The organism is Rhodococcus sp. IEGM 1370 (assembly GCF_033142325.1).
Classification (GTDB): domain Bacteria; phylum Actinomycetota; class Actinomycetes; order Mycobacteriales; family Mycobacteriaceae; genus Rhodococcoides.
The window spans coordinates 1-16770 of the sequence record NZ_JAWLRY010000033.1 but is presented as its reverse complement, the minus strand read 5'-3'; the positions used below and the strand labels follow the sequence as shown (position 1 = coordinate 16770).

The following is a 16770-nucleotide window of genomic DNA, read 5'->3' as shown; positions in this document are numbered from 1 at the left end:
TTACGGCGTCAAGGGTTCGACGAAACCGGTGGACGACAAGTTTTGCGACGGATCGCTCCGTAAAGAGCAGATGTTTCAGGAGGTGCGCAGTCGGTCCATCTGTCGGTACGAGTCGCCGAGGTGGTCGAGGTGCTTACGCATCAGGTCCATCGCAGCCATGGAATCTCCGGCGGCCACCACGTCGAGCAGACCGCGATGGTCGCTGTCGACGCACTGCCAGAAGCCCTCGGGTGCGTGGTCGCGGCCGAAGCGGCCGGATAACACTCGGAATACGGGAGCCGTGATGAGCTCGAGCAGCGGGTTGTGCGCTGCACGGAGCAGGACCAGGTGGAATTCCTGGTTCTTGGTGAACGTTTCTGGGCCCTGCACGTCGTTGGGGTCGAAGATCGACGCGTTGAGCTGCTCGAGATGCTCGTCGGTGCGGCGGAACGCAGCGATGCCGGCGGCCGGCACCTCCATCAGGTTGCGCACTTCCATCAGCTGATCGACCGTGACGGTCTCGGCGGCGGCCATCAACGCCACACCGGTTTCCAGGTGCTCACTGATGTGCCCGACGCTGGGGACGGCCACGAAGCTCCCCCCGGTCACTCCCCTGGTCGTCTCGATCAGATTTTGGCTGGCCAGCGACCGGAGCGCTTCTCGGATGGTGCTGCGTCCGACGCCGAATTCGGCGGTCAGCTCTGCCTCGCCGGGTAGCCGCTCACCTGGCTGCAGCTCACCGGACAGAATGCGAGTGCGCAGATGTCCCGCGAGAACCGCATACGCGGGGACGCTCTTGGCTGTTGCCTTGAGCGGTGCCGATTGGGCCACGTCTTCCCCCTGGTTGTCGCTCGACTGCTTCTGCTGACCGGTTGGGTGCTGGTCGGCTCGAGCTTAGCCTGGCCGATGCTCCGAGATGCGGGGATCTCGACCCTCGATACATCCGCTTTTTAGCAAGGAATCGACAGCACAGACTCGGACCGGGCCGCAAATCCTCAGAATTCGGCCCCAATACATCAGAGGTATTGCTTTTCTCGCCGATCATCAGCACTATGACTCATGTCACCTCAGCCGTGACCACAACGACTTCGTAGGACACGCGGAGCACGCCTTCCCGCTCCACTCGGGCACCGACAGAACGGACGCAACATGAAACGAATTGGAGTCGACGTCGGCGGCACATTCACCGACCTCGTCCTGTGGGACGACGACGGCACCGTCGTCGTGCACAAGACCCCGTCCACCAACCACGACCCCTCGATCGGCACGATGGACGGAATCAAAGTTCTCGCCGAACGCGCCGGGATCGACCCGTCCGAGATCGACATGTTCTTCCACGGCACCACCGTGGCCACCAACATCGTGCTCGAGCACAACGGCTGTGACGTCGGCATGATCACCACCGAGGGTTTCCGCGACCTGCTGCACATCGCGCGCAAGAAGCGTCCGCTCAACTACTCGAATTACCAGGATCTTCCGTGGCAGAAGTGGCAGCTCGTGCCGCGACGCAACCGTCGGGTGGTCCCGGAACGTATCGACGCCGCAGGGAACATTCTGACCCCGCTCGACGAAGATGCTGTGCGCGAACAGGTTCGCCTGCTGCGTGACCGAGGAGTGCAGGCCATTGCCGTCGCGTTCCTGCACTCATACCGGAATCCGACTCACGAGCAGCGCGTCAGAGCCATCATCGAGGAGGAGTTTCCGGGCGTCTTCATCTCACTCTCCAGCGAGGTCGCCCCGCAATACCGAGAGTACGAACGCTTTTCGACCGCAGCGCTCAACGCCTTCATCGGACCGAAGACCTCGAAGTACATCGAGAATCTCGCCGGTAAGGCCAAGTCAGCGCAAGTCGGCGAAGACGTACACCTCATGACCTCGGCCGGCGGGCTCGTCACCTCGCGCAGCGCCAGCGAAATCCCGGTCTCACTCCTGACCAGCGGTGTGGTCGCCGGCCTGCTCGGTGGCTGCGCCATCGGTAAGGCGTCCGGATACCCAAGTGTCATCACCCTCGATGTCGGTGGCACCTCCGCGGACGTCGGCGTGGCACCGGACGGCGCGTTGCGCATGAAACATCTGCTCGACACCCGCATCGGTGACTACCACGCGATGGTGCCGATGGCCGAGGTCGACACCATCGGTGCCGGCGGCGGATCCATCGCCGTGGTCGACGACGGTGGCATGTTCCGCGTCGGACCACGCAGTGCGGGTGCCGTTCCCGGACCGGCGTGTTACGGACACGGCGGCACCGAACCCACCTCCACCGACGCCATGGTGATGATGGGATGGCTGCGCGAGAAGAGCTTCCTGTCCGGAACCATGGAGGTCAAGCCCGAGCTGGCACGCGAGGCGATTCAGACGCACATCGCCGACAAACTCGACACCCCACTCGACGACGCCGCGATGGGCATCTTCAAGATCCTCGCCCATTCCATGACCGAGGCGATCAGCCTGCACTCGGTCCGCAAAGGCTATGACCCCCGCGACTTCTCACTGATCGCCGAAGGTGGCGCAGGGCCGCTGTTCGCCTGGCAGATCGCCGACCAGCTCGGCATCCCGCGCGTCATCGTCCCCGGCCATCCCGGCATCACCTCCGCCGTCGGCCTGCTCACCACCGACATCCGCTACGAAGAGCCGACGACGGTGTGGACGTCGTCCGCAGACCCGAACATCGAACTCCTGCAGGAGCAGGTCGAGCGACTGTCCGCCCTCGCCGTCGCGCAGCTCGAGAAGGACGGCGTCGTGGCCGAGAACATTTCGCTCGAACGTAGCGTCGACTGCCGTTACGTCGGCCAAGGCTACGAACTCCGCGTCGCCGCGCCGGACGGCAACATCGACGACGTGTGGGTCAAGACCGTCGCCGAGGCATTCCACGACGTGCACGGCCGCACCTACTCACAGCGGTTCGACGACAAGCCCGTACAGCTGATCAACGTCCGAGTCACCGGCGTGGGTGCGGTCCCCCACGTGCAGATCGCCGACATCGCCGTCGGTACCGCCGACTCCTCGGCCGCGATCAAGACGACGACGCAGGCGCTGTTCTGGCAGGACGAGACGTCCGCGCCGCAATGGGTGGACACCCCGGTCTACGAGCGGTCGTTGTTGTTGGCGAACAACGAGATCGACGGTCCTGCGATCGTCGAGCAGTTCGATTCCACCACGATCATCGGCATGAACCAGCACGCCACCGTCGACGCCGTCGGCCACATCATCATCGAGAGGAACCCCGCATGAGCAAGGCGCTGATGCCCACCACCGGAGTGTCGCTGGCGGGCGAATCCACTCGAACCTGGAACGACGTCGAGGTCGATCCCATCACCCTGCGCGTCATCGGCGGAGCCCTGCAATCGATGGCCAAGGAGATGGCCCAGGTGCTCTACCGCATGGCGTACTCTTCGCTCATCCGAGAGTCCGAGGACCTCGGCGCGGGCATCTTCGACATCAACGGACGTGAACTCTGTGAGTCGGATTCGACTCCGATGCACTGTGGTTCGATTCCCGCCTACATCAAGGGTGTGAACCGTCGCCTCGCCGGAACGTACAAGCCCGGAGATGTGGTGCTGCACAACCATCCTTACCACGGTGCGGCCCATTCCCCCGATTACGGCGTGATCATTCCGATCTTCTGGCAGGGCGAGCACATCGGCTTCGCCGGGTGTACCGGTCACGTGTCCGACGTCGGCGGCAACTTCCCCGGCCTGTGCATGGACGTCGTCGACGTGTGGGCCGAGGGCAAGTTGATGGACTCGATGAAGATTTACGAGGCCGGGGTCCGCAACGACTACCTGATTCAGCACATCCTCGACAACGTGCGCACACCGGAGCAGAACCGCGGTGACCTCGAAGCGTTGATCGCGTGCTCGCGGATCGGGGAGAAACGATTCACCGAGCTCCTCGAGAAGTACGGCCTCGACACCGTGATGAGCGCGGGCGAACGCTGGATGGACTACTCCGAATCCATGCTGCGCAAAAAGATTCGAGAGATTCCCGACGGCAGCTACACCGCACCCATCGGATATCTCGACGACGACGGTAAGAACCGCGACGAACCGCTCAAGGTGGCCGTGCGGGTGCAGGTCGAGGGCGAGGACATTCTCATCGACCTCACCGGCTCCAACAGCCAGGTGCCCACTGCGTTCAACGTCCCGTTCGAGGGTTCGGTTCTACCGGTGGCCGTCTCGGCCATTCGGACGATCCTGCTCGACGAGGACCTCACCGAGGAATTCGTTCCCCAGAACGACGGGTGCTTCCGACCCGTCAAGGCCTATGCCCCCGAGGGGACGATCTTCAATCCGGACTTCCCCGCGTCGTGCTTCGCGCGGTTCTCGCAGGTCAACCGCGTGTTTGATTCGATCAATCTCGCTCTGGCCCCGGTGCTTCCGGATCACGCGATCGCGGGATCGTCCGCCGCGCTGTGCGCCATCGCCTACTCCGGTATCGCGCCGGACGGCGAATCCTATTGGGTCTACATCGAAATCAACGAGGGCTCGTACGGCGGCCGCAACGGCAAGGACGGCATGGACGCCATCGACGCCCTGATGGCCAACACCCGCAACAATCCCATCGAGGAGCTCGAGCTCAACCACGCCATGCGCGCATTGCGGTACGAGTTGCGCGACGAGGCGCCCGCACCGGGCAAGTGGCGCGGCGGTATCGGCAGTGTGCGCAAGTGGTTGATGGAGACCGATACGTTCCTCGGTTCCGAGGCCGATAACCGGTCGGATCCGCCGGCCGGCGCTCTCGGCGGACACAACGGTGTGTCCGGCTCGTTCACCAGAAACGCCGGGACCGATCGCGAGGAAGTGTTGTACTCCAAGGTCACTCAGGAGACAATTCGTTCCGGTGAGACGCTGGAGATCAAACTGCCCTCGGGCGGCGGCTTCGGAAACCCGTTCGAGCGTGATCCCTTCCAGGTACTCAGCGATGTCTGGGACGAGTACCTCACCGAGGACGATGCTCGACGCGACTACGGTGTGGTCGTGAACACCGATTCGTGGACGGTCGACGAGGACGCGACGGCCGAGCTCCGCGCCCGGAGCGCAGCCTGATCGAGGACGGGACCTTCGGCGGTGTCGTCCGGTGGATCGATGACCGGAACGACACCCCAGGGCCCCTGTCCGGCCTGCGCATCGGCGTCAAGGACAACATCGATGTGGCCGGCGTCGAGACCAGCTGCGCGTCGGAGTTCCTCGAGGACAACATCGCCGAGTCGGACGCCGAGGTCGTCACCCGCCTGCGTGATGCAGGCGCATCGGTGGTCGCGAAACTGAACATGGCCGAGTTCGCCGTCGGCGTCACCTCACAGAACTCGGCCGCAGGCCCGTCGTACAACCCGTGGAATCGCACCCGGGTGCCCGGCGGATCGAGTGGCGGATCGGGGATCGCCGTCGCCGCCGGGTTGGTCGACGCGTCCCTGGGCACCGACACCGGCGGGTCGGTGCGCCTCCCCGCCGCGGCATGCGGAATCACCGGTCTACGCCCGAGTTCGGGATCGATCAGCAACGACGGCGTGTTCCCGGTGAGCGAGCAGTTCGACACCGTCGGCCCGATGGCGCGGTCGGTCACCGAGGTGAAGGCACTCTTCGACGTCCTCTCCGCCAGCCCATCCGAGCCCTCGGACGTCACGCGCATCGGTGTCCCCACCGTGTTCCTCACCGCGGACGTGGACCCCGGCGTCGCGCAGACCGTTGCGGCCGCGGTGCGCACGTTCGCCGAACTCGGGTACCAGATCGTCCCCATCGAACTCGAGCACGCAGCCGACGCCCAGGACATCGTCTATACGATCGTGTACGGCGACCTCGCTCGCCGCCATCGGCAGCGGCTCGACACCGTGCCTTCCCGCTTCCAACCCGCCACCCGTGAGCGAATAGCGTTGGGCCTGAGCATCTCCGATGCTGACCGCGACCGTGCACTCACTGGCCGCGACCGATTTCGCGAGGCCATGGCCGCGACGTTCGAGATTGTCGACGTGGTGTTGACCCCGGCCATGCCCGTCGACGTTCCACCGAGGGACGGGGGTGACGACGTTGTCGCTCTCTCACGCCGGATGGGTCAGTTCACGTACCCGTGGTCTCTGCACGACGGTCCGACGCTGGCCCTGCCGGCCGGATTCCACCCGTCCTCGGGCATGCCGGTGGGAGCGCAACTCACCGCTGCATCGCGCCGTGAGGGCGCGTTGTTCGGCGTGGGCGAGCGCTATCAGTCGGTGACCGACTGGCATCGGACAAATCCGTCGCATACATCAGATCTTTAACTGACGCGCGGGACTCATTTTCCGCGATCCAGGCCGAACGAGGCCGTCTTGACGCCCTAAACATCTTATGTTTAGGTTGAACCCAGTTGTTACGTACGTCTCACCATGAGTGCTCGTGCGACAGCCGCCACTCCCACTTCGGTAAGCGCTAAGCCGATCATCCAGCGAGGACGCAGATGCATTTACGCCGAGCCACGTCCATCATGGCAGCACTGACGCTGTCCGCCGCATTGGTGGCCTGTGGATCCGATCCCGGTCCCGACGCGGACCCCGCCAACCCGGTCACGATCGACGTCACCGTCTCAGCGGCGGCCGAAATCTACAGCATCCCTTGGCTTGTCGCGCAGCAGCAGGGATTGTTCGAGAAGCACGGTGTGATCGTGGAGAACATCGTGCCGGGCAAGGGCGGCAGCGCGACGATGCGAACCCTGCTCGACGGCAACATCCCTATCGGCGAGGTCAGTTACCCGTCGATCGTGCAGGCGGATGCGGCCGGCTCCGAGCTGCGCATCGTCGGCGGCGGCACCCAGGGGCCGTATCCGATGAACTTCTACGCGCTCGCCTCGAATCCGAACATCAACACCATCGAGGACGTGCGTCGCTGGGCCTACACCCGCCCCAACTCAGCGTCCGACGCTCTGACGCGTCTGCTGCCCTCGATCGCGGGCGTCGACCCGAGCCGGATCGAGCGGGTGGCCTCCGGCGGAATCGGCGAGGGCTTTGCACTTCTCGAAGCCGGCAACGTCGATATTGCCCTCGTCCCCTCTATCGTCGCCGAACAGCGACCCGAGGACTTCAAGCTGATCGTCAGTAGTCCCGACTACATGTCGCGGTTCCTGCAGTCGACGATCACCACGACCAAGGATTACGCCGCGAGCAACCCCGGCGTCGTGCGCGCCATCAACGCCGGCTACACCGAGGCGGTCGCGTCGATCGAGGCCGATCCTGTTGCCGCTGCCCAGATCTACGCGAACTACACAGGATTCGACGTCGAGTCGGCCACCGCAGTGGTCCAACGCGCGTCGTCGGTCGGCACGTGGGGCGGCGGCTTCGACACAGCATCCGTCGAATCCGCCCAGGACGGCGTCGAAGCGTCGGGGAGCGATCGCGTACCCAATTTCTGCACTCTGTTCGACCCGGAGTTCCTCGCCGAAGGAGTCGAGAACGATGTTCCCGGCGACTGCGACTCCTGACAGCATTTCCCACCACCAGAAGGTAGCGACGTGACCCAAGCAGCGACTCGACCCCGCCCCGACACCACCTCCGCCATCGCCGTCGCATCGTCGGTGTCGCGACACTTCGGCGACGTGACTGCCCTCCACGAGATCGACTTGTCCATCGGCCGTGGTGAATTCGTCTCCGTTGTCGGCCCCAGTGGCTGCGGTAAGTCCACTCTCCTCGAAGTGTTCGCCGGCCTACAGGATCACGACGGCGGCACCGTGCACGTCGACGGCCAACCGCTGACCGGCCCTCGGTCCAAGACGGCAGTGATCTTCCAGGAATCGGCGACGTTGCCCTGGCGGACCGTCCGGGACAACGTCGCGTTCGCTCTCGAAGTCCGGGGTGTCGGCAAGAAGGAACGTCGGTCACGCGCCGACGAGTTGCTGAACACCGTGGGGCTGAGCAAGTTCGGCGACCACTACCCCACCCAGTTGTCCGGCGGTATGCGCCAACGTGTGGCCATCGCGCGGTGCCTGTCCATGGAACCCGATCTGATTCTTGCGGACGAGCCGTTCGGTGCACTCGACGAGCAGACGCGACTGGTGATGTCGTACGAGCTACTCAAGATCGTCGAAAAGCTCACGTGTGGAGTCCTGTTCATCACCCACAGCATCCAGGAGGCGGTACTGCTCTCCGATCGGGTGCTGGTGATGAGTGCTCGGCCCGGCCGATTCATCGACGAGGTGGACATCGACCTCCCGCGTCCACGGTCCGAAGATGTACTGGCCAGTCCCGAGGCTGTTGCTCTGCACGAACGTATTTGGTCGCGGCTGCGGGACGAAGCCAAGAAGACGATGAGTATCGAACCATGAGTGCCCCCACGCGCGAGAGCACGCGCGCCTCTGTGGTTCCCGGATACATCCGGCCGGCCCCCTCCAGACAACTCGGTCTCCCCGCATGGGGATGGACCGTGCTCATCCTCGTCGCGGCACTGGTGGCCATCGACATCTCCGCACGGTTCTTCGCCTCACCGCTGGACATCGTTCCGGTGACCGACATGATCTTGACGTCGCTGAGTCTGCTGACCGACCCGGAGTTTCTGATCGACGAGCTGGGCCGAACGCTGGGCATCATCGTTCTGGCGTTTCTGCTCAGTTCCGTACTCGGCGTCGCCGCCGCCTACGTTCTGTGGCGGTACGAATTGTGGGACAGGGCGTTTCAGCCTTATCTGAACGTCTACTACGCCGTCCCGACGTTTGCGCTCTACCCCATCATGGTGGTGCTGTTCGGTGCCGGTGTGGCTCCGATCGCCATTCTGTCCACCATCTTCGCCTTCGGTGTGGTGGCGTTGAATGCACGTACCGGTTTCAACTCGGTGTCGCCGATCGTCACCAAGCTCGGGACCACGCTGATGTTGACGCGGTGGCAGTACTTCCGATCAGTTCTGCTTCCGTATGCGTTGCCGAGCATCGTGACCGGACTCAAGCTCGGACTCTCGTACGCCGTCATCTCGGTGTTGGCCAGTGAGTTCATCCTGTCGACGCAGGGGCTCGGGCACTTCATCTCGATCGCCTACGACGGGTTCGACATAGCCGACATGTATGCCGGGATCCTTATCGTGGCGCTGATCGCTCTGCTCTCGACCTCGCTGATCTCTCTCGCGCTCAACCGATTCGATTGGAGGCACCGCTGATGAGCAGCACCTTGGACAGAGTAGCCACCGCCCCAACAATTCCCCCGAAGGTGACCTCGTCCGCGGGCCGCACCAACGCTCGACGGTTCCTGCCACCCGTCGTCGTGGCCGTCGTCGCGGTCTTGATCTGGTGGGTCTCGGCCGTCCTCGTCGACAGTCTCATCTTCCCGACGCCCGCCGAAGCCATGAGTTCGCTTGCTGAGGACATGGGCAACGCAGACTTCCGAGTCAACGTCTACGACTCACTGCGCATCCTCGTGCTCGCGTTTCTGGCCAGTACCGTCGTGGGTTCGTTGCTGGGTCTGACGCTGGGCCTGAGTCCGTTCTGGACCCGAACCATCGCCCCGATCGTCTATTCGATCAACAGCATCCCGAAGATCGTGCTGTATCCGATCTTCCTGTCGTTCCTCGGCATCGGCGCACTGAGCCGGTTCGGATTCTCCTTCTACGCCGCCTTCATCCCGATGTTCCTCGTCGCCGTCGAGGCCACGGCATCGGTCCAGAGAATCCACCTCAAGATGGCGGCATCGCTACAGGTGAGCTGGCCCCGGCTGATCCGTCAGATCGTGATTCCGGCAGTGCTCCCGGCACTCGCCACCGGTATGCGCATGACCTTCGGCTTGGCATTCCTGGGACTGCTTCTCGCCGAGATGTTCTCGTCGTCGAGCGGCATCGGATACGAACTGCTCCGCAACGTCAGCCTGGTGCGGATGGAGAACATCATGGGCACGGTTGTGCTGATACTCGTGATGGCATTGCCACCCACGATTGCGTTGCAATGGTTGGAAAGTCGCATCACCTCGAAGTATGGCGGTCGGTGAACTCCCGATATTCAGTCGTCGGTATTGCCAGCTCCTCCGCAAATGAGGTGCACGTCGAAGCGTAGTGGCCCAGTCAGGTGGGTCGTCTCGTTGAGATGAGACGGGCTCCCAGAGTCCGATGTTGAGGTTCCTCCAGCGAGTAGTCACAAAACGTAGTCACAAATCGGGTAGTCGTGTGTCCGATAGTGTGACCGTCGTAGGTTCCGCCGTCGCATACACCACCATGCACACCGTGAACTCGATGTCACTATCTGCAGCGCGGCGATAGACGGCGACACCACGGTAGTGTTTTGCGAACACAACGGTGCCGCATCGATGCCCGAACTGCGGCGTGGAGGGTGAATGCTGTGACCGGGTAGTGCGCAGATGGATCAACGTTCCTGTTGTCGGGCATCCGTCGCAGCTGAGGGGCCGGGTACTCAGGTAGCGCTACACCGTATCTTCGTTCCAGTCGATCGAATCTGGGCCACAAGACCGCCCGACTGGGACGGGCTGGGTGGTCTGCCAACCGCCGCTGTGCGGCGGTCCACATACGCCGCCTGATGCTCGACCGCACGACCGTGGCAGCGATCGCCCGCGAACTTGGCCTGTCATGAGACACCGTGAAAGCGGCTGCCGCCGGTGTCGCCACTGGTTCGCTGGTGGCACCGGCAAAGGCAGCATAGTGGCGAGAGCCGTTCAGTGTATGAAAAAAGGAAAGTGCACGAGCGCGCTATGTCCACCTTTACTCCACCGTCGACGGACACTGCCTAATCGCAGCCCTACTCCTCCGCTGCGCCCTCTTGTCGTTCAGTTGAATGCAATAGTTGACATCGGCTTGCATAAATTCAGCAAATGTGTAGGGAACGTGCTCAACCGCGATACCAAAAGCATTTGAGCTCCGACCGCTAGGTTTTCTGGCGACCAGAGTCGGAGGCCACACACAACGGTCCTGCACCTCGCAGCCGCGATACAAGATGTTGTAAAACTTTGCATATCTAACGGCTGCCCGCGACCGGGTGTTTGACAATTGACCCCCTCTCCCCCCTTGCGCACTCGGCGAATCGACGCATAGGATCCTCGACACTGGATAAGAGCACATGACTTCCCGGCCTGCAAACCGCGTCGTGAACTCCTCCTCGAGTCGTCACCACGAGCACCACGTTCGAGGCTGATGGGAATGGATAGGCAGAATAGCCGAGGCTATCCGGTTGATCTGCTGCTGGACAACTTTTGCGGTGAGTTCAACAAGGGTGCATCTGCAGAGGACAGGTGCCTGGTCCAAATCGTTAAGGAGTTAGCGTGCTCTTTCTCATCATCGGGCACTTGTCGGTCAGTGACACTTGCCGGCCAAATCGCTGCCGGTTCTATCACTTTCAGTCTGGTCGACCAGCTCACACCACTTTGAAGGCTTCGGCATTCGCGAAGCGTTGTTGAAAGCACGACCCGAGGCCATGCTTTCAACTTCAGCAACCGCACGCTACTCGTACATTAGCGCTATCGGCACTGAAGAAAATAAGAATCGAAACACTTACGCCCATCTCCTATGAAGTAGATACATAAAGAATCGGGAGGCGAAGTTGGAGAAATAGAGCATAATAGCAGCTGTTGCCAATTCCGACCGGAAGGTTCTGCGTGAGACGACCAAAGATGCACATACTAAAGTTGAACGTAACCACCCAGAAGGAATTTGACGCAAACGTTAAACCGACTAATCGCGCAGACGATCGCACGAACTACACCGAGTCGCACACCGTGACCTATTTCGAAACCGACTCATTCGATTTACGGTTCGGCCGATAAATATACGAAAGGCTACGAACGTGGGAACAAATTTTGACTTGAACGTCCTGTCCGTGTCCGTCACGACCGATGTGGGTGCTAACGGGCCGTGCCTACACCAGCCAACCGGAAACGCCGGTAGTTCAAGCAGCTCTTGTTGCGATTGGCGTCAGCCGGAGTAATAGTTGTCCATCCGCGACAACCTGGTCAGCACCAGTGGGGTCGGATCTCCGCTGAATGCGGCGACCAGTATGCACAGACCTCGAGAGGAGGAGAGAAATGGAAAAGTTCAACAATCTGGCAGTGCTGTCAGTTTCGGTCCGAACCGACGAAACTGTCGGCCAGAGCGGGAACAGCGGTAACAGCGGATCGTCCAGCAACGGCGGCGGCGGCGGCGGCTGCCACGCGTTCGTCGCAAGCTGACGTTCGCTAGAAAACGCGGATGTGCCGAGGTGCGACTGCTCGGCACATCTGTGTGAATTGTTGTCGTCTCGCACTCAGAACACGGAGCAGTTGTGCCATTTCGCCCTTTGCAGTTGATTCCGGTGGTGTCGGTTGACAGAAGCCTGCAGATTCGGAACGGGTTGACCACCGTTACTGTCAATAATCATGTAGGTGCCATTTGGGCAATTCTCCGCTACACGAATGGGCATCGTACGGAGAACGAGGTGATTGAAAAGTCCTCTGCCACAAGCGGTATTGGCCAAGAATTAATTGGCGCAGTATTCCACGACCTCGTGCGTCTTGGCGTGCTTGTTGATTCCAGATCCCAGCATAATCATTTGATGGATCTAAGCGACAACCCTCTACAGTATCCATCGGACATGCGAATTAGAGAATACGACGCGTACGAACTCACTTCTGGCTGGGAACCTGCCGGCGAGGGGTTTACGCTCGGTACTCCCAGCCCTCCCACAAAAGAACGCAGCTCATGTCGAGCATACAGCGACAAGCCACTATCTCTCGATCTCCTGTCCTCACTGCTGCATCGTATGTGCGCTCGGCCGCCGTCCGCAGGCGGACTGAATCCGATTCGATTGAGTGTAGTTCTGAACAAAGCGGTCGGTGAGCTACCCGAGGGTCTCTACCACTATCACTCACCTACGCACAGCCTGATTACCGCCGAAGGCGATGCCAGCCCAGAGGAACTACGCTACGCGTTGAACAGAGAGGACTGTGTCCACAATGCACCGGCAGTGATTGTGATTTCTGGTGATATGCATCGGCAGACCGAGAAGTATGCCAACCGCGGATGGCGGTACACCCTGATCGAGGCGGGCATAGCAGCCGAACGATTGGTAGACGGAGCCACCGAACGCGGGCTGGGAAGCCTCGTTTTCGGAGGCTACGATGACTACGCGATGAGCCGCTTACTCTTCGGCGACAGCACGCCTCAGGTCCGAACCATTGTCACTGTAGCGGTTGGTCATTCCTCGATAAACGCCCAACCAGATGTCGACCTCGAATCACTGCACTACGAGCTTGATCACCTTTTCGTTGGCGAAGGAAAACTCGTAGAGGGAGCTGGCACCACCAATCAGTCGCGCCGCCCCGGGGACCTTTCCTTCCACCAAGTTCTTGCAACTTTGCGTGCAGCTAACGGTTACGCCAATTCCTTGGCTGATGACCGTACTTGCGGTGGCACTGGCGCGTCGATCGTCGCTGCCCGTACGAAGGCCATCGTTGAATGCGTAGAACGACACTCCTCCGGAAACCTAAGAATCGATAGAACTGGGCCAGCCACCGAGGTGAATCCTAGCTTCGACATTGCTGCTTTCGTTCCCCTGACCGCAAATCAGATCGACGCTTGTGCATACTTAGACCACTATCGGCCCGATAGAGTGCTCGAATGGTCAGAAGCGCAAGATCTGCACTCCGGCGCGAAAGAATACCTACCGGTCGATCTTATCTACTACCCCCTGTCGACAAGGATTCTCGGCCGCCCGTTGCTTCAGGCGGCGAATTCATCGGGGATTGCAACTCACACCGATCCCGCAGAGGCGACAAGCCGAGCGTTACTGGAATTGATAGAACGCCACTCTGTGCTCGCATCATGGCACAACCAGCAGCCACCAACCATCGTTCCAGATCATGTCCTGCCGAAGTACGCAATTAATCGCCGCCGATACTGGCGGCAGCTCGGGTACGAACTCTATATCTTCGACTACATGGCTGAGGGAGTGCCTGTTGTTGGTGTGGCTATCGGAAGCAGCGAACAGTTTCCAGCATTTTCGTTCGGGTCTGCAGCCTCAACGATGTGGCACGGTGCGGTAGTCAAAGCATTACATGAAGCGGAGGTGGGGATTGCCGGGTACCGCAGCCTAGCGGTGACAGGTTCCGGGACAGGGCAGTGGTGAGTCCGGTGACGTCGACGGTGCGGAGCAGTGTCACCGCTCCGGCGTGCGACACGACACCGGTTCCTCTGGCGTCGACGGACAGGGTGGGGTACGGCGACGTAGACTTGCTCACCAGAATGGTGCTCCTCGCGCTGGTCGGACTTCAACTGTGGTAAGTCGAATTCTCCCAGCTCAGAGCAACATTCTTTCTATCTGACACGCCTCGCCTACACGCCAGCGTGAAAGCCCGAGGCTAGCGAAGACGACGAGAACGACGTGGTGTGCGTCCAGTTGATCGTCATGGCCGACGATGTGTTCATGGTCCGGCGCTCGCGAGTGAAACTAGGACACCTGATGTTCGCCGACTACTCCACGGACTACGTCGAGCTCGATCGGTGGTACCTCGCCCCTCATTTCGACGACTGCACCGATGGATACCTGTTCACCAAAGATCGACGTCTGGCGGCGGAAACCTGCGTCACCTGGTTCCGAGACAACCAAGGAGCCAGCGAGCCCAGCAAAATCGGCTGCGACTACCGCTACCCCGACGAACTGCTGCCCGATGACGATGCGCCCGAGCTGTGACCCGCAGTCAATCAGTTTCGCTCAGCACACCGGGTCTCGGTCTTCGTTGCCACGGCCCGTCGAGACAATCACTTGCTGCGCCGTTCCGCCATACACGTCGGATGAACCGAGATCGGTCTGTCGGCCCGGATACAGCAAGATTGACACGTAACCGTCGTCTCCGGTGATGTCTCCCAGCGACACGGACTGCGCATCGATACTGACGCACGTGTTCGAGCTCGACGGGTCCGAATTGGTCCCGATCAGACGGTCCACGATGCGAGTGTCCTCCGGAAGCACCGCCAATGCGGTTGCAATAGCGGTGTCTTCGTAGACGGGCGAGCCCAAATCCAGGCCGACCCAATTCGTCGGGTCCACGACGTTGTCGCGGTACGGCTCGCGAGTGCACATCACTGTTTCCGCGTCGAATTGGAACCCGAAGAACGGGCTGATCCACGTGCCGAACCGTGCGACGCAGTCGCTTTCGGGCAGCGCTGCGTACTGGCTCGGGTACCAGTCGACCGTCGAACCCAAGCCGCGCGCGGCGTTCTCTTCGGCAGGTCCTGGCACTCGTTGGGCCACCGCTGAGTCGGCAGTCAGTGCCGGGCAGAAGGCCTCTCGCAGATAGCCGTTGAGGCGCTGGGAGTCACTGAGCGGAGCGCCGGTGGCAACATCGGCGTCGATTACCTCGTCCCACGTTTGAAAGCCTGCCGCGACCTCGGTACAGGTGTCGATGACGACGGCGGCGAATCCCTGCCGTTCCTCGAAGTTCGTGTTCCTGTTGTCGAGTCCATATCCTGCTTCGTCGGTGACCTCGCCGAGATCGCAAACCATCTGATCGGTGACGCCGTTGGAATCGAGAATGTCTTGAATGCTCGTGTCGCTATCGGTGGGCTCGTCGTCTGCGCCCTCGCAGGCAGGTGGCGGCGACACCGGCGTCGAGGTGGTGGCCGTCTCCTCCGTCGTGACACTGGTCGACGCCGCGGCTGTCGAGTCGTCGTCTGCACTGCACGACGTTGCGCCGAGTGCCAGTACAGATGCTGCCACGAAGATTGTCGTTCGGATTCGCACACAAGCCCTTTCGATGATGGTCGACTCCGTATCGGTCGTAAGTGGTGGAGGGTTACAAAACGTAAAGACCGGCAGACCTACGACTACGCGACGTATTTCATTAGCGACGTGGGCATCCCCTAGGAAGCGGTGTCGAGCGACCTGCCCGTCGACTCTCAGCTGTAAATATTCCTCGACTCCGACCTGATGCTGCACGACGTGCAGTTCCCGATTTGCCCGATACTCGTTTTCCACGCTGGTGTCTCGGAGTGTGCGCGATGCGCCCTACTGGCACGCGCCGTTCTGCACAGTGTCGGCATCTGCTTGGTGGCGATCTGGCACGGCGGCCGAGAGGGGGCCGCCGGCACCAATGCCCTGCACTGTGTCGGATCACTGCTGGCCATCATGTGCGGACACGCGGTGGTCATCCTCGTTGGATTCGCATCCGCCCGGAACGGGGTGCCACGTTGGCACCGGATCTATTGCATCGCATCCATCGTCTTAGCGATCGTCTGCGGACTGGAGTTGATCGTTTCGCAAGCAGCCTTCATCGTCGACTACTCGGGAATCCCCGGGCGAATCGCCTTGTACAACATCATGATCTGAGATGTGACTGCGGCGGTCTTGATCCTGGCAATCGGACGACGCGTTTCCGCGCTCGATTATCAGCTCGCGACGTAAATATTCTCGCGATGCCAGATCAGGTAGGAAACCTCAGGAGCCACAGAATCGACACCGAGAATGATGCGCTCCTGCAATCGCGGCGTCCCCAAGGCGTGATGAAGCGGCAACGAGGCCCTCGCATCGTTTTCTATACCGGGTTCGTAGTAATTGCCAGTGAAATGAGTTTTCATTCTCTACGAGGCAGCAAAAGTCAGCCCGCTTTATGGCCATGGTGCGAATGTCATTTCAGACACAACGCATTTTTGGCCGGGCCGTCAGCATCGCGGCATCCGACGAGGGATCTCGACCTGGACGGTGCAGACGCGCGAGAAAGAGCTCAATCCTCTCGTCCGACAGACCTCTATCGCCCACTGACGGTCGTAATCTTTTTGTCGGCACTGAATACCGTTATGGTTAGCCTCGATATTTCTCCACGGTGATGTGCCGGCCTGAGCCGGTCGAGATTGCGCTTCGAACCCCGTTGGCGCACGA

General features: G+C 61.2%; 12 protein-coding genes. 10 read left to right on the top strand and 2 right to left on the bottom strand.

All coding sequences use genetic code 11. From position 1 onward, the window contains the following. Window positions 1-75 precede the first annotated feature (75 nt). Window positions 76-810, bottom strand: coding sequence for a FadR/GntR family transcriptional regulator (locus tag R4P47_RS24065; RefSeq protein ID WP_243595429.1), 735 nt, complete (start codon window positions 808-810; stop codon window positions 76-78). Between the two features lie 318 nt (window positions 811-1128). Here R4P47_RS24065 and R4P47_RS24060 point away from each other — a divergent pair, with 318 nt between their 5' ends. The 9 genes from R4P47_RS24060 to R4P47_RS24015 all read left to right on the top strand — a co-directional run bounded on the left by R4P47_RS24060 (window position 1129) and on the right by R4P47_RS24015 (window position 14586). Next, on the top strand, window positions 1129-3210 hold the full coding sequence (locus R4P47_RS24060; RefSeq protein ID WP_317785975.1) for a hydantoinase/oxoprolinase family protein: 2082 nt from the start codon (window positions 1129-1131) through the stop codon (window positions 3208-3210). Then, the gene (locus R4P47_RS24055) at window positions 3207-5024 is read left to right on the top strand and encodes a hydantoinase B/oxoprolinase family protein (protein ID WP_317785974.1); all 1818 of its coding nucleotides are present in this window, start codon (window positions 3207-3209) and stop codon (window positions 5022-5024) included. The genes R4P47_RS24060 and R4P47_RS24055 overlap by 4 nt, the downstream gene beginning before the upstream one ends. Continuing rightward, window positions 4970-6229 (top strand): amidase, encoded by a 1260-nt coding sequence (locus tag R4P47_RS24050; protein ID WP_317785973.1) that lies wholly within the window; start codon window positions 4970-4972, stop codon window positions 6227-6229. Before R4P47_RS24055 ends, R4P47_RS24050 begins: the two co-directional genes overlap by 55 nt. 176 nt (window positions 6230-6405) lie before the next feature. Further along, window positions 6406-7422: an ABC transporter substrate-binding protein gene (locus R4P47_RS24045; RefSeq protein ID WP_317785972.1), complete on the top strand. Its 1017-nt coding sequence runs from the start codon at window positions 6406-6408 to the stop codon at window positions 7420-7422. A 30-nt stretch (window positions 7423-7452) separates the two neighbouring features. After that, a complete protein-coding gene (locus R4P47_RS24040; protein ID WP_317785971.1) occupies window positions 7453-8262 on the top strand; it encodes an ABC transporter ATP-binding protein in 810 nt (269 codons plus the stop codon). Then, window positions 8259-9083, top strand: coding sequence for an ABC transporter permease (locus tag R4P47_RS24035; RefSeq protein WP_317785970.1), 825 nt, complete (start codon window positions 8259-8261; stop codon window positions 9081-9083). Before R4P47_RS24040 ends, R4P47_RS24035 begins: the two co-directional genes overlap by 4 nt. Before the next feature lie 50 nt (window positions 9084-9133). Then, window positions 9134-9904, top strand: a complete 771-nt coding sequence (locus R4P47_RS24030) for an ABC transporter permease (protein WP_317785969.1) — start codon at window positions 9134-9136, stop codon at window positions 9902-9904. Between the two features lie 2276 nt (window positions 9905-12180). Then, window positions 12181-14022: a YcaO-like family protein gene (locus R4P47_RS24025; protein ID WP_411567385.1), complete on the top strand. Its 1842-nt coding sequence runs from the start codon at window positions 12181-12183 to the stop codon at window positions 14020-14022. Between the two features lie 279 nt (window positions 14023-14301). Continuing rightward, the gene (locus tag R4P47_RS24015) at window positions 14302-14586 is read left to right on the top strand and encodes a hypothetical protein (protein ID WP_317785968.1); all 285 of its coding nucleotides are present in this window, start codon (window positions 14302-14304) and stop codon (window positions 14584-14586) included. A 21-nt stretch (window positions 14587-14607) separates the two neighbouring features. Here the strand turns inward: R4P47_RS24015 and R4P47_RS24010 are convergent, their stop codons facing one another. Further along, on the bottom strand, window positions 14608-15612 hold the full coding sequence (locus R4P47_RS24010; RefSeq protein ID WP_317785967.1) for a hypothetical protein: 1005 nt from the start codon (window positions 15610-15612) through the stop codon (window positions 14608-14610). Between the two features lie 210 nt (window positions 15613-15822). Here R4P47_RS24010 and R4P47_RS24005 point away from each other — a divergent pair, with 210 nt between their 5' ends. Further along, window positions 15823-16221, top strand: a complete 399-nt coding sequence (locus tag R4P47_RS24005; RefSeq protein ID WP_317785966.1) for a hypothetical protein — start codon at window positions 15823-15825, stop codon at window positions 16219-16221. Window positions 16222-16770: the final 549 nt, after the last annotated feature.